This is a genomic window from Roseibium sp. Sym1 (assembly GCF_027359675.1).
Lineage (GTDB): Bacteria > Pseudomonadota > Alphaproteobacteria > Rhizobiales > Stappiaceae > Roseibium.
The window spans coordinates 5,448,975-5,468,334 of the sequence record NZ_CP114786.1; the positions used below are offsets into that span (position 1 = coordinate 5,448,975).

The 19,360-nt window shown below is 60.3% G+C and carries 20 protein-coding genes; 14 read left to right on the forward strand and 6 right to left on the reverse strand.

The window, feature by feature from the left end; genetic code table 11:
- Nucleotide 1 precedes the first annotated feature (1 nt).
- From O6760_RS25270 to moaA, 3 genes are all read left to right on the forward strand, one after another.
- The gene (locus tag O6760_RS25270; RefSeq protein WP_269582416.1) at nt 2-1,108 is read left to right on the forward strand and encodes an Acg family FMN-binding oxidoreductase; all 1,107 of its coding nucleotides are present in this window, start codon (nt 2-4) and stop codon (nt 1,106-1,108) included.
- Entirely contained in the window at nt 1,101-1,556 is a 456-nt protein-coding gene (locus O6760_RS25275; protein WP_269582417.1) for a MarR family winged helix-turn-helix transcriptional regulator, read from the forward strand. Before O6760_RS25270 ends, O6760_RS25275 begins: the two co-directional genes overlap by 8 nt.
- 222 nt (nt 1,557-1,778) lie before the next feature.
- Nucleotides 1,779-2,768: a GTP 3',8-cyclase MoaA gene (gene moaA / locus O6760_RS25280; RefSeq protein WP_269586354.1), complete on the forward strand. Its 990-nt coding sequence runs from the start codon at nt 1,779-1,781 to the stop codon at nt 2,766-2,768.
- 51 nt (nt 2,769-2,819) lie between these two features.
- On the opposite strand, the gene O6760_RS25285 is transcribed toward moaA, so the two are convergent.
- Together O6760_RS25285 and O6760_RS25290 are read right to left on the reverse strand one after the other, a co-directional pair.
- A complete protein-coding gene (locus O6760_RS25285) occupies nt 2,820-4,058 on the reverse strand; it encodes a multidrug effflux MFS transporter (protein WP_269582418.1) in 1,239 nt (412 codons plus the stop codon).
- A gap of 490 nt (nt 4,059-4,548) precedes the next feature.
- Nucleotides 4,549-5,691 (reverse strand): Mrp/NBP35 family ATP-binding protein, encoded by a 1,143-nt coding sequence (locus O6760_RS25290; RefSeq protein ID WP_269582419.1) that lies wholly within the window; start codon nt 5,689-5,691, stop codon nt 4,549-4,551.
- A gap of 382 nt (nt 5,692-6,073) precedes the next feature.
- On the opposite strand from O6760_RS25290, the gene O6760_RS25295 reads away from it, so the two are divergent.
- From O6760_RS25295 to O6760_RS25320, 6 genes are all read left to right on the forward strand, one after another.
- On the forward strand, nt 6,074-6,754 hold the full coding sequence (locus tag O6760_RS25295) for an SDR family NAD(P)-dependent oxidoreductase (protein ID WP_269582420.1): 681 nt from the start codon (nt 6,074-6,076) through the stop codon (nt 6,752-6,754).
- A 284-nt stretch (nt 6,755-7,038) separates the two neighbouring features.
- Nucleotides 7,039-7,497 carry a BLUF domain-containing protein gene (locus O6760_RS25300; protein WP_269582421.1) on the forward strand — a complete coding sequence of 153 codons (459 nt, stop codon included), beginning with the start codon at nt 7,039-7,041 and terminating at the stop codon, nt 7,495-7,497.
- A gap of 558 nt (nt 7,498-8,055) precedes the next feature.
- A complete protein-coding gene (gene fdhD / locus O6760_RS25305) occupies nt 8,056-8,940 on the forward strand; it encodes a formate dehydrogenase accessory sulfurtransferase FdhD (protein ID WP_269582422.1) in 885 nt (294 codons plus the stop codon).
- Nucleotides 8,937-9,590 carry a molybdenum cofactor guanylyltransferase MobA gene (mobA, locus tag O6760_RS25310; RefSeq protein ID WP_269582423.1) on the forward strand — a complete coding sequence of 218 codons (654 nt, stop codon included), beginning with the start codon at nt 8,937-8,939 and terminating at the stop codon, nt 9,588-9,590. The genes fdhD and mobA overlap by 4 nt, the downstream gene beginning before the upstream one ends.
- Nucleotides 9,587-10,108, forward strand: a complete 522-nt coding sequence (mobB, locus tag O6760_RS25315) for a molybdopterin-guanine dinucleotide biosynthesis protein B (protein ID WP_269582424.1) — start codon at nt 9,587-9,589, stop codon at nt 10,106-10,108. The genes mobA and mobB overlap by 4 nt, the downstream gene beginning before the upstream one ends.
- Entirely contained in the window at nt 10,105-11,382 is a 1,278-nt protein-coding gene (locus O6760_RS25320) for a molybdopterin molybdotransferase MoeA (RefSeq protein WP_269582425.1), read from the forward strand. Before mobB ends, O6760_RS25320 begins: the two co-directional genes overlap by 4 nt.
- 39 nt (nt 11,383-11,421) lie before the next feature.
- On the opposite strand, the gene O6760_RS25325 is transcribed toward O6760_RS25320, so the two are convergent.
- Nucleotides 11,422-12,417 carry an MBL fold metallo-hydrolase gene (locus O6760_RS25325; protein WP_269582426.1) on the reverse strand — a complete coding sequence of 332 codons (996 nt, stop codon included), beginning with the start codon at nt 12,415-12,417 and terminating at the stop codon, nt 11,422-11,424.
- Nucleotides 12,418-12,595: 178 nt separating this feature from the next.
- Between O6760_RS25325 and O6760_RS25330 the strand changes: the two genes are divergently transcribed.
- On the forward strand, nt 12,596-13,504 hold the full coding sequence (locus O6760_RS25330) for a LysR family transcriptional regulator (protein ID WP_269582427.1): 909 nt from the start codon (nt 12,596-12,598) through the stop codon (nt 13,502-13,504).
- A gap of 25 nt (nt 13,505-13,529) precedes the next feature.
- Here the strand turns inward: O6760_RS25330 and O6760_RS25335 are convergent, their stop codons facing one another.
- The 3 genes from O6760_RS25335 to O6760_RS25345 all read right to left on the reverse strand — a co-directional run bounded on the left by O6760_RS25335 (nt 13,530) and on the right by O6760_RS25345 (nt 16,007).
- The gene (locus tag O6760_RS25335) at nt 13,530-14,003 is read right to left on the reverse strand and encodes a glutathione S-transferase (protein ID WP_269582428.1); all 474 of its coding nucleotides are present in this window, start codon (nt 14,001-14,003) and stop codon (nt 13,530-13,532) included.
- An 86-nt stretch (nt 14,004-14,089) separates the two neighbouring features.
- Entirely contained in the window at nt 14,090-15,061 is a 972-nt protein-coding gene (locus tag O6760_RS25340) for a calcium-binding protein (protein WP_269582429.1), read from the reverse strand.
- Nucleotides 15,062-15,359: 298 nt separating this feature from the next.
- Complete coding sequence (locus O6760_RS25345) at nt 15,360-16,007, reverse strand: glutathione S-transferase family protein (RefSeq protein ID WP_269582430.1); 648 nt, start codon at nt 16,005-16,007, stop codon at nt 15,360-15,362.
- Between the two features lie 183 nt (nt 16,008-16,190).
- Here O6760_RS25345 and O6760_RS25350 point away from each other — a divergent pair, with 183 nt between their 5' ends.
- The 4 genes from O6760_RS25350 to O6760_RS25365 all read left to right on the forward strand — a co-directional run bounded on the left by O6760_RS25350 (nt 16,191) and on the right by O6760_RS25365 (nt 19,357).
- The gene (locus O6760_RS25350; RefSeq protein ID WP_269582431.1) at nt 16,191-16,598 is read left to right on the forward strand and encodes a hypothetical protein; all 408 of its coding nucleotides are present in this window, start codon (nt 16,191-16,193) and stop codon (nt 16,596-16,598) included.
- Between the two features lie 227 nt (nt 16,599-16,825).
- Nucleotides 16,826-17,602: an ABC transporter substrate-binding protein gene (locus tag O6760_RS25355; protein WP_269582432.1), complete on the forward strand. Its 777-nt coding sequence runs from the start codon at nt 16,826-16,828 to the stop codon at nt 17,600-17,602.
- A 133-nt stretch (nt 17,603-17,735) separates the two neighbouring features.
- On the forward strand, nt 17,736-18,449 hold the full coding sequence (locus O6760_RS25360) for an ABC transporter permease (RefSeq protein WP_269582433.1): 714 nt from the start codon (nt 17,736-17,738) through the stop codon (nt 18,447-18,449).
- Nucleotides 18,446-19,357, forward strand: coding sequence for an ABC transporter permease (locus tag O6760_RS25365; RefSeq protein ID WP_269582434.1), 912 nt, complete (start codon nt 18,446-18,448; stop codon nt 19,355-19,357). The genes O6760_RS25360 and O6760_RS25365 overlap by 4 nt, the downstream gene beginning before the upstream one ends.
- The last annotated feature ends 3 nt before the right edge of the window (nt 19,358-19,360 follow it).

Here is a 19,360-nt window from a genome sequence, read left to right on the forward strand (position 1 = left end):
CATGACACTGAACCGACGCAAGACGCTGACCCTGCTCGGTGGCGGGATGGTTGTCGCAGCAGCCGCGTCCGCCGGCACTTTCCTGGCGACGCGTACACCAACCCGCGCCCTTGACCCTTGGAGGGCCGCAGGCGGCTATGAAGACCCCCGTCTTTTTGCCCTGTCCTATGCCTTGCTGGCTCCCAACCCGCACAATCGCCAACCCTGGCTGGCAGACCTGGCGGACGAAGACGCCCTGACGCTCTATCGTGACGAAACCAGGGACCTTCCTCAAACCGACCCGCATCTCCGGCAGATCTTTGTCGGTCTCGGCTGCTTCCTGGAACTTCTGTCAGTCGCCGCAACACTGCGCGGCAAACACGCGGAAACCCGCCTCTTTCCTGAAGGCCCGGACGGGCCGGTTGCGCATGTCCGGCTGAAGAACGGAGCATCAAGGGATCCCCTCGCCGGCCAGATGCTCGACAGGCGGTCCTGCAAGGAGCCTTTCGCGGACACCCCCGTGCCACAGGCCGCAGCAGGGGAGCTTGCCGGCCACGGCACTGTCATCACTGCACCGGAATCGGTCGCCCGGCTCCGGAAACTGACCTGGGACGCCTGGTTGACGGAAATGCACACGCACCGGACTCTGAAGGAAAGCGTCGACCTGATGCGCTTCGGCAAGGCTGAAATCAACGCCAACCCGGACGGCATCGACCTCGGCGGTCCGTTCCTGGAAAGCCTGATGCTGGCCGGCGTCCTGACACGTGACAATCAGCTCGATCCGCAATCGGCCGGGTTCCGGGAAGGTGTGGCCATCTATGAAGAGATGCTCTACGCCACGCCGGCTTATGTGGTTCTGACCACACCGGGCAACGCACGGACCGATCAGATCGCGGCGGGCCAGCGCTGGCTTCGGCTCAACCTGGACACGACGCGCCTTGGTCTGGCCCTGCACCCCGTCAGCCAGGCCCTTCAGGAATACGCGGAAATGAAACCCCATTACACTGAGGCCCATCGGATGCTTGCCAAACCCGGAGAAACCGTTCAGATGCTAGGACGATTGGGGTACGGACCGAAAACACCGCGAACGCCGCGCTGGCCACTTGAAACACGGATCTTGAATGGATAGCGAGACACGCCAGACCCTCTTCCGCTTTTTCAACGAGGTCGGAATCATCGCGCAGCTCAGCCGCACGGCGATGGAGGCCCGGTTGCCGAAGGGACTGACCCTGCCCCACTTCTCCGTGATCAATCACCTTGTGCGGGTCAGTGACGGCCAGACGCCGCTCACCCTGGCAAGGGCTTTCCAGGTTCCCAAGACCACCATGACGCATACACTCGCCGGGCTGCTCGAGCATGGGTTTGTCGAAATGCGCCCGAATCCGAACGACGGCCGCAGCAAGACCGTCTGGCTGACGGACCGCGGACGCCGCTTCCGTGAGGAGGCCATCCGCCTGATCGATCCCGACATGGACGCGCTGAAGGATCATGTTCCGCCGGAGCGCATCGCCGCTCTCCTGCCGGCGCTCGCCGAGATCCGCGCCTTTATGGATGCCTACCGGGACGAAACCGACTGAACACGCCCAGAGCGGTCCGACCGGAATTGACAAGACTACACTGACAAGTTTACCTGATGCCGTTAACCGGACATTCGCAGTCCGGTTTTGATTGATCTTGTGTCGTTCAGCGCCATATGATCGGTACAAAGAACAGGGACGCAGGGAGAGCGCCACGTGACTGACGGCAAGATTGTGGTTTCGGCACCAACGGCAACCGACAATGCGGCGGCGTCCGCACCAATGATCGATCCCTTCGGCCGTGCCGTCACCTATCTGCGTGTTTCAGTCACCGACCGCTGCGACTTCCGCTGTGTCTATTGCATGGCCGAGGACATGACGTTCCTGCCGAAGCGTGAAGTCCTGAGCCTCGAAGAGCTAGATCGCCTGTGTACCGCCTTTGTCGAAAAGGGCGTTCGCAAGCTGCGCCTGACCGGCGGCGAGCCGCTTGTGCGCAAGAACATCATGAGCCTGATCCGCAGCCTGGGCCGCCACCTGGACAGCGGTGCTCTCGAAGAGCTGACGATCACCACCAACGGATCGCAGCTCGCGCGATATGCCACCGAGCTCCATGACGCCGGGGTGCGCCGGATCAATGTGTCGATCGACACGCTGGATGCGCAGAAATTCAAGACGGTCACCCGGTGGGGAGACCTGGGCAAGGTCATGGATGGCATCAGGGCAGCGACCGAAGCCGGATTGAAGATCAAGGTCAACATGGTCGCTCTGAAAGGTGTCAACGAGGACGAGATCATTCCGATGCTGGAATGGTGCCACGAACACGGCCACGACCTGACACTGATCGAGACCATGCCTCTTGGCGAGATCGACGGTGACCGCACCGACCAGTACCTGCCGCTGTCCACGGTGAGGCAGCGCCTGTCGGAGCGCTTCACCCTGACGGATATTCCCTACAAGACCGGCGGCCCGGCCCGCTACGTGACACTCGAGGAAACAGGCGGCCGACTGGGCTTCATCACGCCGATGACCCATAATTTCTGCGAAAGCTGCAACCGTGTCCGGGTCACTTGCACCGGCCAGCTCTACATGTGTCTCGGACAGGATGACATGGCCGATCTGCGCGCCCCGTTGCGGGCTTCGGAAGGCAATGACCTGTTGAATGACGCCATTGACGAAGCCATTGGACGCAAGCCGAAAGGCCATGATTTCGTCATCGACAGAAAGCGCAAGCAGCCAGCCGTTGCCCGTCACATGAGCGTCACCGGCGGTTGAGCACGTCACAACCGCCCTTTCGACATCCACGCAGTCAATCGTCGTTTTGCCCTACTCGGCCGGAACAAATTTTTCCGCTGCCTCGAGTCGGCCGATCGAGAGTGCCGCAACCAGGCTCAGGCTTATGCCGGCGCCCATGACCATGATCATGCCCCAGGGCGTTCCCGCGAACAGGCTGTCTGCGTAGAGCCAGGCGACGAGGGAACCGGCCACGGCGCCGGTGGCCACTTGCAACGAAGCCGTCAGGCCGGATGCAGCCCCGGTCAGTTCCGGCCGCACGCTGACCGCTCCGGACAAGGCGCTCGGCAGGCAGACGCCGTTTCCGAGCCCCAGCAGGAACATCGGCAGAAACAGGCTTGGCGCCGTCAGGGCGTCGAAATGGGCGAAGCCCGTGATCACCAGCACGCTGACCATACCGATCACGGTGCCGGCAAGGATCATCGGATACATGCCGACCCGCTCAGCGAAACGGCCGGAAAGATAATTCCCGACGATGTAACCAAGGGCTACAAACATGAAATAGAAGCCCATTTCTGCCGCGCTCAGGGACAACAGGCCGGAAGCAATAAACGGCGCGCCGCCGAGATAGGCAAAGTAGGTGAGCGCGCTGAAGGCTGCTGTCAGTGCATAGCTCCAGTAAAGCGGTTCGCGAAACAGGGTCGCATAGGACCGCAGGATTTGGCGCGCGCCGATCGAATTGCGATCCCGATGGGTTTCCGGCAGATAATAGATCGTTGCCAGCAATACGCCGATCCCGAAGATCAACAACAGGACGAAACCGCCCTGCCAGCCGTAGAATTCGTCGAGCAGACCGCCGACTGCGGGAGCTATTGTCGGCATCACCGCCATGCCCATGGTGACATACCCGATCATGCTGGCGGCCTGTCTCGGGCTGTGGAGGTCACGGATGATTGCACGGCCCAGGACCATCCCCGTGCAGCCCCCGGCCGCCTGCAGCACACGCGCGGCAATCAGGGTTTCGATGGTTGGAGCAAGAAGACACAAGATGCTGCCAACGGCAAACAGCACCATACCGGCAATTATGACCGGTCTGCGTCCGAACTGGTCGGACAACGGGCCCCAGAAAAGCTGCGAAACGGCGACCGCGATAAAAAAGGCCGACATGGTCAGCTGGATTTCACCTGCGGTTGCAGAAAATACAATCATCATGCCGGCCAGCGACGGCAGGTAGATCTGCATTGCGAGCGGACTGACCGTCGAGATCGCGATGAGCACACCCAGGGAGGGTTTGGCTTCGTCACCTTTTTCCTGAGAGACGCCAGCGGACATGCCCGGGAAGAAACCTTTGTTGCTGCAACCGGCCCGACTGAGCGGTTTGGGAGCATGCACCATACAAGTCGCCCGTGATCCGGACGTGAAAAACCCAATTGTTACAGTCGCTCATGATTGAATCGATTGAATTACCTGCCAAATGGCAGAGGCCATTTGGACCGCAGGCGTCGCTCAAAGAGGCGAACGACGCCGCGGGCCATCGGTTTGTTCCTCATGGCCTTTGTCCCGCATTAGCCACTCTTCATTGCCGATCAACCGGGGGCCGGACAATGCCGTCCCGCTATTGTGTCGGCGCGCGGCACCAATCCGGGCATGCAGTCCTCCGGTCCGAACAAACGCAACCCCCGGATGCATCACCAAGGGGAAGGCAATCCACACCCGGCACTCCCCGCCACACAAGCCAGTGCTGCATTTTACCGAGGCGGCGCGAGATCGCATTGCGATACCTGCGAAACAGCCGGGTTTCCGAGCGGAGGCTGCGGACGGATTATTCGAACACGATATTCGGCGCGGCCCTCTCCTGCGCCGTTTCCGCCGCTTCAATACCCGACAGGACGGCAGCGGCAATCTCCTTGTAGAGTCCAGAAACCGTGCCTTCCGGATCGGACACGACAACAGGCGTGCCGGCATCCGAGGTTTCCCTGATTTTCATCGTCAGCGGAATTTCACCTAGAAACGGCACCCCGAGCCTGGTCGCTTCGGCCCGCGCGCCGCCATGTCCGAAAATGTCATGGCGCCCGCCGCAATCAGGGCAGAGGAAATAGCTCATGTTCTCGACAATGCCGAGCACGGGCACGTCCACACGCTTGAACATGTTGAGCCCCTTGCGCGCATCGATCAATGCGAGATCCTGGGGTGTCGAAACGATGACGGCCCCCGCCAGCGGCACCTGCTGTGCCATGGTCAATTGCGCGTCGCCTGTTCCGGGCGGCATGTCGACCACCAGAACATCGAGATCGCCCCAGGCGACCTCCCGAAGCATTTGGGTCAGCGCGGAGATCACCATCGGCCCCCGCCAGATCATTGGTGTTTCTTCCTCCACCATGAATCCCATCGACATCACCTTGATACCGTAGCCCTCGAGCGGCTTCAGGAGCCTGCCTTCAAGCTGTTCCGGGCGCCCGGAAACGTTGAAGAGACGCGGCACGGACGGGCCGTAGATATCAGCGTCCAGGACGCCGACCTTCCGGCCGAGCGCCGCCATTGCGAGTGCCAGGTTCGCGGTTGTCGTCGACTTGCCGACGCCCCCCTTGCCGGACGCAACGGCGATGATGTGCTTGATGCCCGGCACCCCTGGCTTTTGAGGCGCCTGTTCCTCGGGCGCCCTGCGCTGGGGCTGTGGCGGGGCCTTCGGAGCGGTGTTGCGGGCGCCGCCGGCAGCCCGTTCGGCCGTCAGTGCAACCATCGCGGTCTCGACACCCGGAACTTCCTTCACCACTTTCTCGGCGGCCTGACGCAGCGGTTCCAGTTCCTGGGCGCGCTCGGCCGGCACCGTTATGGAAAACGCCACGCGGCCATCGGATGCAAACACATCCGAGACCAGCCCCAGGGAAACGATGTCCCCTTCAAGGTCCGGCCCCTTGATCTGCCTGAGACGCTCCATGACCGCGTTCTTGATGGTGTCGTTCATTACCCCGTCCTGTCGTACTTTGTGACAACATCCCCGTGCGGCCACTTTCATTAGCAGAAATGTAGATCGCGGCGGTCCGTCTGCAATCTGCCAAACTGAAGCAGTTGTGATGGCCACCTGTTACCAAGCAGTCTTAAAAGCGATGGATTCCCGAAACAAGGCCGCTTGCCGGTCGTTCTGCAGCACAGAGCGGTCCGGTTGACGCGTCATGCGGTCCGAGTTCAATTTTCGGGCAGCTTCCGGGCCCCTGGATGCACGCCACAAGGCGCTTGTCCCTTTTCCCGGGCGGCATTCCAGGAAGAGGCTTGCCTCCAGCGGATGTTCGACTAACTTCGGCAACCCGTCACCATCCCCCAACCCTGCAAACCCCCTGGAACAGACCATGCCGGCTTGCCTTGTCACCGCAGCCAATCGCGGGATTGGCCTTGAAATCACGCGTGCCGCCCTTGGCAAAGGCTGGACCGTCTTCGGATCGGTCCGTAGCGAGCAGCTTGCGCAACAGACCAGGGACAGTTTGCAGGGGGATTTTCGCCCCCTGATATTTGACGTTACCGACCACTTGGCAGTCCATGCCGCCGCCACGGCGCTCGACAGTGCCCTTGACCTGCTCATCAACAATGCCGGCATCATTTCTCCGGAACGGCAGACCCCTCTGGACATGGATTTTGACGGCTTTGCGAAAACCCTCAGCGTCAACACGCTGGCGCCGCTCGCGGTTTCACAGGCCTTTCTGCCGCATCTGAGACGGTCCGGTCGCGGGCGGATCCTGACGATATCAAGTCAAATGGCCTGGATGGGCTATCGCAAGGCCGACACGCTCGCCTACAGGGCTTCCAAGGCGGCCGTCAACAAGGTCATGCAGGGCCTGGCAACGGCTTTGGAGGGTGAAGGGATCCCCGTCGCGCTGATTGATCCGGGCTGGGTGCGCACGGACATGGGAGGACCGATGGCAGACAACTCTCCTCAAGATGTTGCGACCGGAATCCTGGCAGTGTCAGAGGGGCTCTCAATTGCCGATACAGGCAAGTTCTTCAGATGGTCGGGTGAAGAACGTCCATTCTGATCCGACATCCGCCGGCAGCAGCAGTTTCGACGCCGAATCCCTCGACGTACGCCATTTCAAGACATCGAATGCAGACGCGGCTCCTTTTCCACACAAAGATAAGGCGATGTTGTTTTACACAGCTTTCTTGACGCACGCCCCCTGCCCGCAAGCACTGTTTGTTCGAGGACTTTGTGGAAGATCCGTAACGTTGCCGGCTTACCTTGAGGTTTGATCCAAATTTTAAGCAAATGTGAGGAATTGAAGCGCAGGCTGGTTCTATCGGCAAAAGGATGGAACTCGCCATGGAACTTTATCGCGCCTGCTACAGAAGCAGAATCAAGTGGGACAAGATGCGTTTGCCCTTGCCCGACGAAATCGACAAGACTTTGCTGCGCATCCGCCGCATCAACCGCAAGGCCGGCGTTACGGGCGCCCTGTTCCTGGTGGACCAGCACATTTTCCAGATACTGGAAGGTCAAACCGGTCAGGTTCTCGATACCGTCTATTGCGTCATGAATGACCCGCGGTTGCACGACATCGAAGGCATCATCCATGAACCGGCCGACTTCCGGCTGTTTCCGAACTCGCTGATGTTCTTCAGGGACCTGACGGACGGTCTGGCGGCCTCCAGCAACGAGGTCCTGCGGCCGTTGCTCGATCATCCCGGCGACATCACGCGCGACGAAGCCTATCTGGCATTCTGCCATTACGCCAACGAACTGCAGCAAGGCCGTCTGACAAACGACATGCTCATGATCTGAGCCCAGGGCTCAAACGCAACCGTTTGCCGGGACACGGACCGGTCGGTCGCGTATATCGCAAGCGCTGTCGCGTCAACGTTCCAGTCATTTTGCCGATGACACCGACAGGCTTGGCCCTTGTTCAAGGGAGCCTGGCCATGTCAGCAGTTCGTTCGAGCCTTCGGTCTCTTCCTGCGGGCCTTCTCGCCGCAGTGGCCGGTTTCACAAGCGCCTTCGCCATTGTCTCAAGGCCTCGCGGAACTCCTGCGTCGCCGTTCCTAAGGCCTGCGGTTACGCTTGCAGTCCTGATCGAGGCGGCCGCCGGCCTTGCGCTGCGGGGCGCATTCGCTTTTCCATCGGCGAGGCAACTAAGGCACCTGAAAACCGCTAAAGAGCCATCATTTCCTTAATGGTGACGGATATCGGTGCCGGCTTCTTCGGTGTGTCCGGTGCTCTCCGGGGACTACTGGCAGGCGGCGTGTTCCTGGCACTGGCGCGAACGAAAACGTCCAACTAACACCTTGCCCCCCGGCAATGCCGTCCCATAGTGTTCGAAAACATGTTGAAGAATGGAGTCGCATGGCTGTGACAGGCCCCTATGTGCTGCAACCCGACCCGCACGATCCCAGACTGTCGACCTCGGTGTCGGGAATCGACCAGAACGGAAACACCGTCGAGACCCGCGTGGTCACCGAAAAGCCCTTGACGCTTTATCTGAATGCGCAGGAAGTCGTGACCATGATGACGATCGGGGATCACCCCGATCTGCTTGCGGTCGGGTACCTGAAAAACCAGAACATGCTTGCCGACGACGATGTCATCACCGAGATCGACTACGACGACGATCTTGAGGTCGTCGTCGTGCGCACGGAGCGGGAAACCGATTTCGAGGAGAAGCTCAAGAAGAAGGTGCGCACCTCCGGCTGCGCACAGGGCACCGTTTTCGGCGACGTCATGGAAGGCTTTGAATCGATTTCACTGTCTTCAGATGCGCGACTGAAAACATCCTGGCTCCACGGTCTGACAAAGGTCATCAACACCACCCCCTCGCTCTATCTGGAGGCCGGTGCCATTCATGGCTGCGTGCTGTGTCAGGAAGACCGGCCACTTGTCTACATGGAGGATGTCGGCCGGCACAATGCCGTCGACAAGATCGCCGGCTGGATGGTGCTCAACAACATCCCCGCCACGGACAAGATCTTCTACACCACCGGACGGCTGACCTCCGAAATGGTCATCAAGACCGTGATGATGGGCATTCCGATTCTCGTGTCCCGCTCCGGGTTCACGGCATGGGGTGTGGAACTCGCACGGCAGGCGGGCCTGACACTGATCGGCCGCGCTCGCGGCAAGCGCTTCGTGGCGCTCGCCGGACAGGAACGCATAGACTTCGACCTTGATCCGGCACAGATGGAAGACGAACCGGAACGAAACCGCCGGAAAGGGAGTGTCACGTCGCTATGACGTCCGCGCGCGCACATCTTGCCCAGGACAAACTCCTGGGCTGTGTCCTGGCAGGCGGCCAGTCCCGCCGCATGGGTGGAGGCGACAAGCCCCTCATGGACCTGGGCGGCAAGACAATGCTGGACCTCATCCTGACCAGACTGAGACCGCAAATCTCCGATATTGTCCTGAATGCGAACGGCGACGCGGAGCGGTTCTCACGATTTGGTCTGCCTGTCGTCGCCGATCCGGTCGGAGACTACGCCGGCCCGCTCGCGGGAATTCTGGCAGGTCTGCAATTCGCACGGGACCACCGGCCTGATGTAAGCCATGTGATTTCCGTCGCGGGCGATACGCCGTTCTTTCCCACCGATCTGGTGCGGTGTTTTTGCGCGAGTGTACCGGCCGACATGCCCGTGATTGCTCTTGCATCCTCCTCGGACAAGCTTCAGCCTGTCTTCGGACTTTGGCCGGTTGAGCTTCAATCCGATCTTCATGCATGGCTGAAATCCGGACAAAGCGGCAAAGTGCTTGCATTTGTCGACCGTCACGACAGCGTGGAGGTCGCCTTCGACACAGATCCGGCCACGGGGCTGGATCCGTTCTTCAACGCCAACCGGCCCGAGGACCTGAGCACGGTCCGCAGCACCCTGAGCCAACACACAAGATGAAACCCACTCCCGTTTTCGGCATTACAGGTTGGAAAAATTCCGGCAAGACCCAGCTTGTGACCCGCCTGGTGGCGGAATTCACGCATCGCGGTTTCAAGGTCTCGACCGTCAAGCACGCCCATCACAATTTCGACATCGACAAACCCGGTGCCGACAGCTACCGGCACAGGGAGGCTGGTGCCATGGAGGTCGCCCTCGTGTCCGGACGCCGCTGGGCTTTGATGCATGAATTGAGAGACGAGAGCGAACCGCCGCTGGAAGATATCCTCGCCCGCCTGGCGCCATGCGACCTTGTCCTGATCGAAGGCTACAAACGGGAAAATCATCCGAAGATCGAAGCAAGGCGCAGCGAAACGCAAGACCGCGGTCCCCTCGCACCAGGCGATCCCAACATCGTCGCCATTGCGTCGGATCACGCCCTTGTCGGGGAGGCCTTGCCGGTGTTCGATCTCGACGACGTTGCGGCCATGGCGGATTTCATCCAGCTTCACCTCGATATCCAAAGGCGCGTGGCATGACCGGCAGGCCCCTCCTCGACGACTGTTTTCTGCACGACAAGGAGCGGCTCCGGCATCAGGAAGCGCTTGAGATCCTCAAGGACCGTGTCTCCAGGGTTGCCGATATCGAGGTGCAACCGCTCGAAACCTGCCTGGAGCGGGTGCTTGCCGAAGAGGTCACGGCTCCGCGCAACGTTCCGCTCGCCGACAATTCGGCGGTCGACGGCTATGCATTTCGTCATGCAGATTTCGACGAGGCCGGCGGTTTCTTTCGACTGGAACAGCGTATTGCGGCCGGCCATGCCGCCGACGTGGGCCTGGCCCCCTGGGGTGCGGCCAGGATCTTTACCGGCGCCGTCATGCCGCCGGGCGCCGACACAGTTGCAATGCAGGAAGACTGCGAACCCCATCAGCAGGACGGACAGGACTTCGTCATTGTCCCGCAGGGCCTGAAGAAGGGCGCCAACTGCCGGCTCGCCGGGGAAGACGTTGCAGAAGGCACCACGATCCTGAGTGCCGGTCAGCGTCTGCGTCCCCAGGACATCGCCGCAATTGCTTCGACCGGCCGGGCGGAGGTGTCCGTCTATCGTAAGCTGAAGGTGGCGCTTGTCTCGACGGGCGACGAATTGCGCCGCCCCGGCAGCCTTGTCACCGTCGGCGATGTCTACGATTCCAATCACTACCTGTTGCGCGGACTGTGCGGCACGCTTGCGCTCGAGGTTACGGATCTCGGGATTTTGAAAGACGATGCCGCGCTCGTCGAAACGACGCTGAAGGACGCGGCCCGCGATCACGACGTGATCCTGACGACCGGGGGAGCCAGCCGGGGCGAGGAGGACCACATGCTGTCGGCACTCGACAGTCTCGGGTCACGCCACATGTGGCAGCTGGCCATCAAGCCCGGCAGGCCGATGATGTTCGGCACCATCGATAAATGCGTCTATCTGGGATTGCCGGGCAATCCGGTTGCCGCGATGGTCTGTTTCCTGCTTTACGCACGCCCGGTGATGAGCGTCCTGGGCGGCGGTCCGTTCCTGGAACCGCAGGCATTTCAGGTTCCAGCCGCCTTCGAAGTGCCAAGAAAGAAACCCGACCGGCGTGAATTCTATCGTGCGTCCCTCAAACCGGACGGCGACGGCCGTCCCGCCGCGCACAAGTTCCTGCGCGACGGTTCGGGCCTGATCACCGGCCTGCGGGAAGCCGACGGTCTTGTCGAGATACCGGAGGATGTTACGTCGGTCAGCCGGGGCGACCTGGTGACGTTCCTGCCCTTTTCCGGCTTCGGCATTCGCTGATCCGGCAGGAGTTCACCTGCCGGGCCACCTTCTCACCGCTCAATAGGCGTAGGGCCAGCTGGCTGCAACGAAGCGATACCCCTCGCCGTCCCTGACGACGCGCCCCATGCCCGGGAACGGGATGTGTGCGCCGGCAAAGAACAGCCTGTCGGAGACCGCCTCGTCGAGGAAGGCCTTGCGGGTCTCGACCGCCTGGGCGCTGTCGATATCGAAACCGATGCCCCAGTCAGGTCTGTCGAACTGGTAAGCGGCCATGTGAAGAATGTCGCCGGCAATCACCAGGGTTTCGCCGTTGCTGTCGAACCGGTAACCGGTGTGCCCCGGCGTATGTCCCGGAAGAGCGATGGGCCGAATGCCGGAGAGGATTTCCTCTTCGCCCGAAAACAGGGTCTGGCTGCCCTTGTAGGCATCTGCGGCGCGGCGCGCGCCGAGAAAGAACGGCTTGAACTGGTCCGGTGCCGCGTTCATGGCAGCGTCGTCATACCAGAAGGCGTTGTCGACTTCCGGCAGGATCAGCTCCGCATTGGCAAAGACACGCTTGCCGTCACCATCAACCGCCCCGAACAGGTGATCCGGATGCATGTGGGTGATCAGCAATGCGTCAACCTGGTCCGGCGACACGCCGGCAGCTTCCAGTGCCGACGGCAGCCGCCCCATGGTCGGGCCGAGCGCATCGGAAGTACCCGCATCCACGAGGATCAGCCGCTCCCCGGTGTTCACAAGATAGGCATTGACCGGAATGCGCAGCGCATTGCCTTCGATGAGAGACTTGTCGCGCAAACGCTGGCCCTCGGCCTCCTCGTAGCCAATGACCACCTCCGGGGTGATATCAAGATAGCCGTCAAGCAACGCGGTGACTTCGAAATCGCCGACCTTGTAGCGCAGCGCACCTGCCATGGGGGTACCGGACATGGGTGCCGCGGCCCGCGCCGGCGCCGCGACCAATGAAAGGCCGCCCGCGGCGGCCGCTGCCCCGGCCGTGGCCGCAACACCGAGGATGGATCGTCTGGACATGGTGAATTCGGACTTGCTCATAGGAAGCCTCCCGGCTTTGTCGGATTTGATGCTTTTGCTGTGATCCCTCCGGAGGACTCCGGCGGTCGCTGCTAAATTGTTTCATTAAAATATTTTTTGAAGTGGCAGCCACCTTATAAAACTCATTAGCAATGCTTATAAAAATGCTGTTTCTACCCGTTTCCAATACAGGTCGCTCATGGACAAGCTCAGCGCGCTCTCCGGTTTTGTGCAGTCGGTCAATCTCGGCAGCTTCTCTGCCGCCGCAAAGCATCTTGGTGTCTCTCAACCGGCGATCAGCCAGCAGGTTCGCGGCCTTGAAGAGGAACTGGGAACCCGGCTTCTCAACCGCACCACGCGGCAACTGCACCTGACCGAAGCGGGGGAACGCTACTACGCCTACGCCCGTGAAGTTCTGGAACGCCTGGCGGAGGCAGACAGGTCCGTGCAGGCCGAAGAAACGCAAATGTCAGGCCCACTTGCGGTCGGCTTGCCGCTCGGTTTTGCGGAGACGGTGCTGTCCGACTTTCTGATCCGTTTCAAGAAGGAGCATCCGAACATCCTGCTGGATGTCTCGCTTTCCGACCAGTTTGTCGATGTCATCCAGGAACGTCTCGACGTTGCCATCCGCATGGGCGAAATCAAGGACGACAGGCTGATCGTACGGCTGCTCGGGCATGCCAGACGATGTCTCGTCGCCTCGCCGGATTATCTGGACCGGCGCGGCCGGCCGCAGCATCCCGCCGAGCTCGCCGACCATGACTATCTGCTCTACAGGAACATTTCGACAGGCGACTGCGTCCCCTTTTTCGGCACGGCCGGCGAACGCCTGTCGGTGCGGGTCACGCCGACCATGATCGTCAACAATTCCGCGACCCTGCGACAGGCCGCGCTGGCGGGCCTTGGCATCACCCTGGCGAACCGTTGGCTGATCGACCCAATTCTCAGGTCCGGCGAGCTCGAACAGGTACTGCCGGACTGGCAGTACCCGCATCATCCGGTGCATGCAGTCTACCCGTCCAACCGCTTCATCCCGCTGAAGGTGCGGCGGTTTGTCGACAGCCTGCACGCATTCTTCGACAATGAAGGCGCCTTCTATGCAGCCTGAGGCGCAACCGGCTCCTGGACCGGCCTCAAACTTCTTCCTCCTCGACGACCCAGGGCTCGTTCACCGCGTCCGCCAGCCAGGATTGCCAGGCCGGGGTTTGGATCATGGCTGCGTGATAGCGCTCCACGACAGGATCGGAGGACAATCCGTAGGCGGCGAACCGGCTGACCACGGGCGCATACATGGCGTCGGCAATCGTGAAGTCTCCGAAAATGAACGGGCCACCCGACAGGTCGAGACATTCCGTCCAGATGCCGACAATCCAAGCCACATCCGCCTTCACCGCGTCGCTCACCTCTAGCTTGCCGGACGGACTGCGCATGTTCATCGGGAAGGCGCCGCGCAAGGCCGCGAAGCCCGCGTGCATTTCCGCCGAGATCGCCCTTGCCTTTGCCCGCTCGGCGCGGTCTTCCGGCCACAGACAGGTTTCGGGGTGACATTCCGCGACACATTCCAGGATCGCGAGACTGTCCCAGACGGTCAACTCGCCGTCCTTCACGACCCGTCCCATGCCCGGGAACGGAGCATGCGCCCGGCTGTTCCAGCCGAGCGCTTCGGTTACAATTGCTCGTTCCCAGCCGAGGCTTAGAAGATGATGTCGCCGGGAATGAACGGATCGTCGAAGCCGGCAAGCGTCACCGAGCTGTGCGTGACGAAGCTGCCATCGTCGAGGCGTTCCTGGAAGTTCAATTCCAGTCCTTCGGCGGTCAGCGTCTGCAGCACATGGACTTCAATGCCCGCGTCCCTGAACGCCGTCAGATCGATCTGATCGTCGTACCGGTCCCAATCGGTGATGGTGTCGTCGCCGGAGTCCAGCGAGAAGACGAAGATGTCGTCGCCGCTGCCGCCGGTCAGGATGTCGTTGCCGCGTCCGCCTTTCAGGATGTCGTCATTGCCGCCACCGTTCAGGGCGTCATTCCCGTCGCCGCCAGACAGTTGGTCGTTGCCGCCATCGCCCTTGAGCGTATCGTTGCCGTCGTCGCCGAACAATTTGTCGTTGCCGCGGCCACCGATGAGAGTGTCATTGCCGTCCTGGCCATGCAGCTCATCATTGCCGCCGCTGCCGTTCAGCGTATCCCGGCCATCGCCGCCGAACAGCTTGTCGTTGCCGCCGTCGCCATCGAGATTGTCATCGCCGCCGTCACCGTAGAGCGTGTCGTCGCCGGTGCCACCGTCGAGATCGTCATTGCCGGCCCCGCCATACAGCTTGTCATTGCCCGTGTCGCCGGCCAGCTTGTCATTGCCCGCCCCGCCGAACAATTTATCGTTGCCGGTGTTGCCGTTCAGCTTGTCATTGCCGTTGTCGCCGAACAAGGTGTCATTGCCCGTGCCACCGGAGAGCTTGTCATTGCCGTTGCCGCCGAAGAGCAGGTCGTTGCCGGTGTTGCCGCGCACATTGTCGTCGCCGCCGCCGCCGTTCAACTTGTCGTTGCCGCGGCCGCCCCCGAAGCTATCGTCGCCATTGCCCTTGTTGATGACGTCGGTGAAACGGCTTCTCTTGAAGCTGGCATTGGCCGCCTCGACGGCGTCCTGATACTTCTGTTCGTCATCGGACAATTGGATTCTGGTCGCTAAGCCGTTGCTGCCGTTTGAAGCCGATACCGCTGCCTGGGCGGCCTCGAGATTTGCCTGAAGTCTTTCCAGCAATGATTGCATGTAATTTTGAAGTGAAAAGGCCATAACGTTCTCCGTATGGTTTTTTGTTGGTTACAGCCTTGTCTTTACCGAGCTATTTTTTTTCCTCCTTATGACGCGCGTCACACTGAATGCGTGCAAGTGTCTATTCCCTGTGGAACGGGACCCTTGACTTGCTTGCGGTCGGTCTTGGCGCGGAAACGCCAGATCGCGCCTGCCATTACACCTCTTCTTCTTCGACGACCCAGGTTTCCTGGACCGCTTCACGATACCAGGCCTGCCAGGCTTGTGTGCCGGTCATGGCGCCGTGATAGCGCTCCACGACAGGATCGGAGGACAATCCGTAGGTGGCGAACCGGCTGACCACGGGCGCATACATGGCGTCGGCAATCGTGAAGTCACCGAAGAGGAACGGCCCGCCCGACAGGTCGAGACATTCCGTCCAGATGCCGACAATCCGAGCCACATCCGAATTCACCGCGTCGCTCACCTCGAGCTTGCCGGACGGACGGCGCATGTTCATCGGGCAGGCGCCGCGCAAGGCCGCGAAGCCCGCATGCATTTCCGCCGAGATAGCCCTTGCCCGTGCCCGCCCGGAGCGGTCTTCCGGCCACAGGCCGGTTTCGGGGTGAACTTCCGCGACATATTCCAGGATCGCGAGACTGTCCCAGACCGTCAGTGCGCCGTCCTTCAGCACCGGCACCTTGTGACTTGGCGAGAATGCAGCGAAATCCGGATTGCCGTTCTTGAAGTCGAACGGGACCAGCGTCTCCCGAAACGGAATTTGCTTCTGCTTAAGGGCGATCCACGGCCGGAAAGACCAGGAGGAATAGTTCTTGTTGCCGATGAAAAGTTCGAAATCTGGCATTGGGAAGTCCTTTCCGCGTTATCCGCGCATCAGTCGTTTTTTCCGGGCAAAAATTACCTACGGCGTCGATCCGGAAACTTCCAATTCAAGAAGTTCATGAAATTCATCATGAATTGGAATGCCTGCTGTCGGCACGCTTATTGCTTCGACAGGGAGCATTCACACCAGGCCCAAGAGGGTTTCATGACATCGATTTCCAATCCGCTCTCCAGAGCAGCCTTTCAGGCGCCCGGGGTCTCCACTGGCAATGAAATCACTTCGAGTTTCCTCGATTTCCGGTCCGTTATGGCAGAGCAATACGAACAGTGGCGCGAATTGCCGGAAGAAGAACGGATCCGCCACACCTATCTTGAAAAGCACGGCCTGACGGAAATCGGGCTCGACAACCTGTCCAACCAGGACCGGGCAGCGCACGAGGAAAAAATCGCCAGCCTTTCAAAAACCCCGGTTCTTTCCACCTTCCCGTTTTCGGGCTCTAAGGCCGGCGACAGCCTGACACGCGCCGTCATAACCCTTCAATCCGTTCTCGAAACTTTCGAAACCGACCCATCCGCTCCGGTCAGCCGAACCGCTTCCTCCGGCAAAGACTGAAAATCAACCGGGCCGTCGAACCCGATGTCCAAAGCTTCTTCCCTTCACGACCCGAAGCCCCTTCCCTGACGACACCCTTCAGAAAGTGAGAATTTGGCCAAATCGCCCCGTGTTTTTTTCGCTGTGATGCTTGAAATTTAAAGCGAAGTGTATGGAATAGGGCCTTCGGGCAAAAAGGCGGGAAGAACCCGTCTGCGCCGCGAACCAATAATTAGGGGAACCAAATAATGCGTGTTTTGCGTATGGCTGCGGCCGCTGTTGCAGTTCTGGCTGCCGTGGGTGGTGCCGAGGCGAAAGACTGGTCCAAGGTGCGCATCGGCACCGAAGGCGCCTATCCTCCGTTCAACTCCCTGACCGCGGACGGTCAGCTGATCGGGTTCGACGTCGACATCGCCAAGGCGCTCTGCGAAGAAATGAAGGTCGAGTGCGAATTCGTCACCCAGGACTGGGACGGCATGATCCCGGCCCTGCAGGCCGGCAAGTTCGACGCCGTGATCGCCTCCATGTCGATCACCGAGGAGCGCAAGCAGAAGGTCGACTTCACCAACAAGTACTACAACACCCCGCCGGCAATCGCCGTGCCGAAGGACTCCGCTCTTTCCGGCACGACCGACGAAGACCTGAAGGGCGTGGCGCTTGGAGCCCAGTCTTCCACGACCCACTCCAACTACGCTGAAGAGAAGCTGCCGTCGGCTGAGCTGAAGCTCTACCCGACTCCGGACGAGTACAAGCTTGATGTTGCCAGCGGCCGTATCGACGCCGTCATCGACGACGTCGTGGTCCTGTCCGACTGGCTGGCGACCGATGACGGCGCCTGCTGCAAGCTGCTCGGCACCCTGACCCCGGATCCGGTCATCAACGGTGAAGGCGCGGGCATCGCCATCCGCAAGGAAGACGGCGACCTGAAGGAAAAGTTCAACGCAGCCATCGAAGCCATTCTGGCGAACGGAAAGTACAAGGAAATCAACGACAAGTACTTCACGTTCGACGTCTACGGCGGCTGATCTGACTGCTGCTTGACAATGCAACCGGCGCGGCGCGTTCTGCGCGCCGTGTCCAGCCGCAGGGAAACATCCCGCGGTACGGCCGGAGGGGCGGCCGGAACAATAACGACAAAAACGAAAGAAGCGCCGGCTTATGAATGAAGCTTTGACGCTATTGTCCTTCGGGGAACAGGGCTGGGGCGACGAGATCGCCAGAGGCGTGCTCGTAACGATATCACTTGCACTTGCCTCCCTGCCTTTCGGCTTGCTCCTCGGGTTTTTCCTTGCTCTTGCAAAAAACACGTCCGAGCCAAGCCTCAAGCTAGCCGCCAATATCTACACAACCATCTTTCGCGGCCTGCCGGAGCTGCTGACGCTGTTCATGGTGTATTACGGCGTGCAGATCGCGATACGCGAAGCCTTGAAGCTGCTCGGAAGCGAAACCTATGTCGAAGTAAACTCCTTCGTCGCTGGCATGGTTGCCCTTTCTTTGGTGTTTTCCTCCTATGCATCGGAAGCGTTCCTGTCAGCCTTCCGCGGCATTCAGCAAGGGCAATATGAAGGCGGATTCGCGCTCGGTCTCACGCGCCGACAGACCATGTTCCTGGTAATCCTGCCCCAGTTGATCCGTCTTGCCTTGCCCGCGCTCGGCAACCTGTGGCTGATCCTGTTGAAGGAAACGGCGTTGGTATCGGTGATCGGTCTGGAAGACACGTTGCGGATGACAAGCATCGCCGCGCGTGTGACCAAAGAACCCTTCCTGTTTTTCGGTCTCGCCTGCCTGATCTATCTTGTCCTGGCCATGATCTCCTCTACCGGCCTTGTCAGGATCGAAGCATGGTCCAAAAAAGGGGAGACTTTGAAATGATCTCCCCCAACCCGACTACAGGCCGAAAACCGCCGCTGGCGGCAAAAGCGCCCTGGACCAATGCCAAGATTGCCGGCCATGTGCTGATGGCGCTCTGGACCATCGCCTTTGTCTACCTGGCATACTACCTGCTCGGCAATCTAGAGAAGCCCATTCTCGACACAGCCTTGCCCTACCTCAGCGGAAGTTGGGCGGAATACGCCCAGCAACGCCTGGCAACCCATGAGTTTGACAGTTACCTGGGGCGCTACGGGGACAAATACGTCGACGGGTTCATCGTGACCCTGCAAATTGTCGGTCTTTCACTCTTGTTCGGTGCGGCGCTCTCCATTCCGCTGGCCATGGCGCGTTCCTCCAAGTGGAGGCTGTTATCCGCACCCGCTTACGCCTATGTGTATTTCTTCCGCGGCACTCCGCTGCTTGCACAGACATTTCTGGTTTATTATGGGTTCGGATCTTTCCGCGAAGAACTGCAATCCGTGGGTCTCTGGTGGTTTTTCCGCGATGCATTCTACTGCGTGGTCTTCGCGTTCTCGCTGAATACATCCGCCTATCAGGCGGAGATCCTGCGCGGTGCGGTGCAAAACATATCCAAAGGTCAATGGGAGGGCGCTGCCGCGCTAGGTCTCTCGAAACCCGTGACCTTCTTCAAGATCATACTGCCCCAGGCGTTGATGGTGGCGCTGCGCCCCTATGGCAACGAGATCATTCTCATGATCAAGGGCTCGGCCATCGCCTCTATTGTCACGATCTACGATCTGATGGGAGAAACCCGGCGGGCCTATTCGCGAACCTATGATTTCCAGGCCTATATCTGGGCAGCGGTGATTTATCTCTTGATCGTGGAAACCCTTCGTCGCACGTGGGACAAGATCGAGGCCCGCCTCACCCGCCACCTGAAACGGTGATCC

Coding starts and splice junctions, on each gene's coding strand:
- O6760_RS25275 (WP_269582417.1), top strand. CDS start 1,101: ATGGATAGCGAGACACGCCAGACCCTCTTCCGCTTTTTCAACGAGGTC.
- O6760_RS25345 (WP_269582430.1), bottom strand. CDS start 16,007: ATGCCAGATTTCGAACTTTTCATCGGCAACAAGAACTATTCCTCCTGG.
- O6760_RS25295 (WP_269582420.1), top strand. CDS start 6,074: ATGCCGGCTTGCCTTGTCACCGCAGCCAATCGCGGGATTGGCCTTGAA.
- O6760_RS25350 (WP_269582431.1), top strand. CDS start 16,191: ATGACATCGATTTCCAATCCGCTCTCCAGAGCAGCCTTTCAGGCGCCC.
- O6760_RS25320 (WP_269582425.1), top strand. CDS start 10,105: ATGACCGGCAGGCCCCTCCTCGACGACTGTTTTCTGCACGACAAGGAG.
- O6760_RS25360 (WP_269582433.1), top strand. CDS start 17,736: ATGAATGAAGCTTTGACGCTATTGTCCTTCGGGGAACAGGGCTGGGGC.
- O6760_RS25270 (WP_269582416.1), top strand. CDS start 2: ATGACACTGAACCGACGCAAGACGCTGACCCTGCTCGGTGGCGGGATG.
- O6760_RS25300 (WP_269582421.1), top strand. CDS start 7,039: ATGGAACTTTATCGCGCCTGCTACAGAAGCAGAATCAAGTGGGACAAG.
- O6760_RS25365 (WP_269582434.1), top strand. CDS start 18,446: ATGATCTCCCCCAACCCGACTACAGGCCGAAAACCGCCGCTGGCGGCA.
- O6760_RS25330 (WP_269582427.1), top strand. CDS start 12,596: ATGGACAAGCTCAGCGCGCTCTCCGGTTTTGTGCAGTCGGTCAATCTC.
- O6760_RS25325 (WP_269582426.1), bottom strand. CDS start 12,417: ATGAGCAAGTCCGAATTCACCATGTCCAGACGATCCATCCTCGGTGTT.
- mobA (WP_269582423.1), top strand. CDS start 8,937: ATGACGTCCGCGCGCGCACATCTTGCCCAGGACAAACTCCTGGGCTGT.
- O6760_RS25355 (WP_269582432.1), top strand. CDS start 16,826: ATGCGTGTTTTGCGTATGGCTGCGGCCGCTGTTGCAGTTCTGGCTGCC.
- moaA (WP_269586354.1), top strand. CDS start 1,779: ATGATCGATCCCTTCGGCCGTGCCGTCACCTATCTGCGTGTTTCAGTC.
- O6760_RS25285 (WP_269582418.1), bottom strand. CDS start 4,058: ATGTCCGCTGGCGTCTCTCAGGAAAAAGGTGACGAAGCCAAACCCTCC.
- fdhD (WP_269582422.1), top strand. CDS start 8,056: ATGGCTGTGACAGGCCCCTATGTGCTGCAACCCGACCCGCACGATCCC.
- mobB (WP_269582424.1), top strand. CDS start 9,587: ATGAAACCCACTCCCGTTTTCGGCATTACAGGTTGGAAAAATTCCGGC.
- O6760_RS25290 (WP_269582419.1), bottom strand. CDS start 5,691: ATGAACGACACCATCAAGAACGCGGTCATGGAGCGTCTCAGGCAGATC.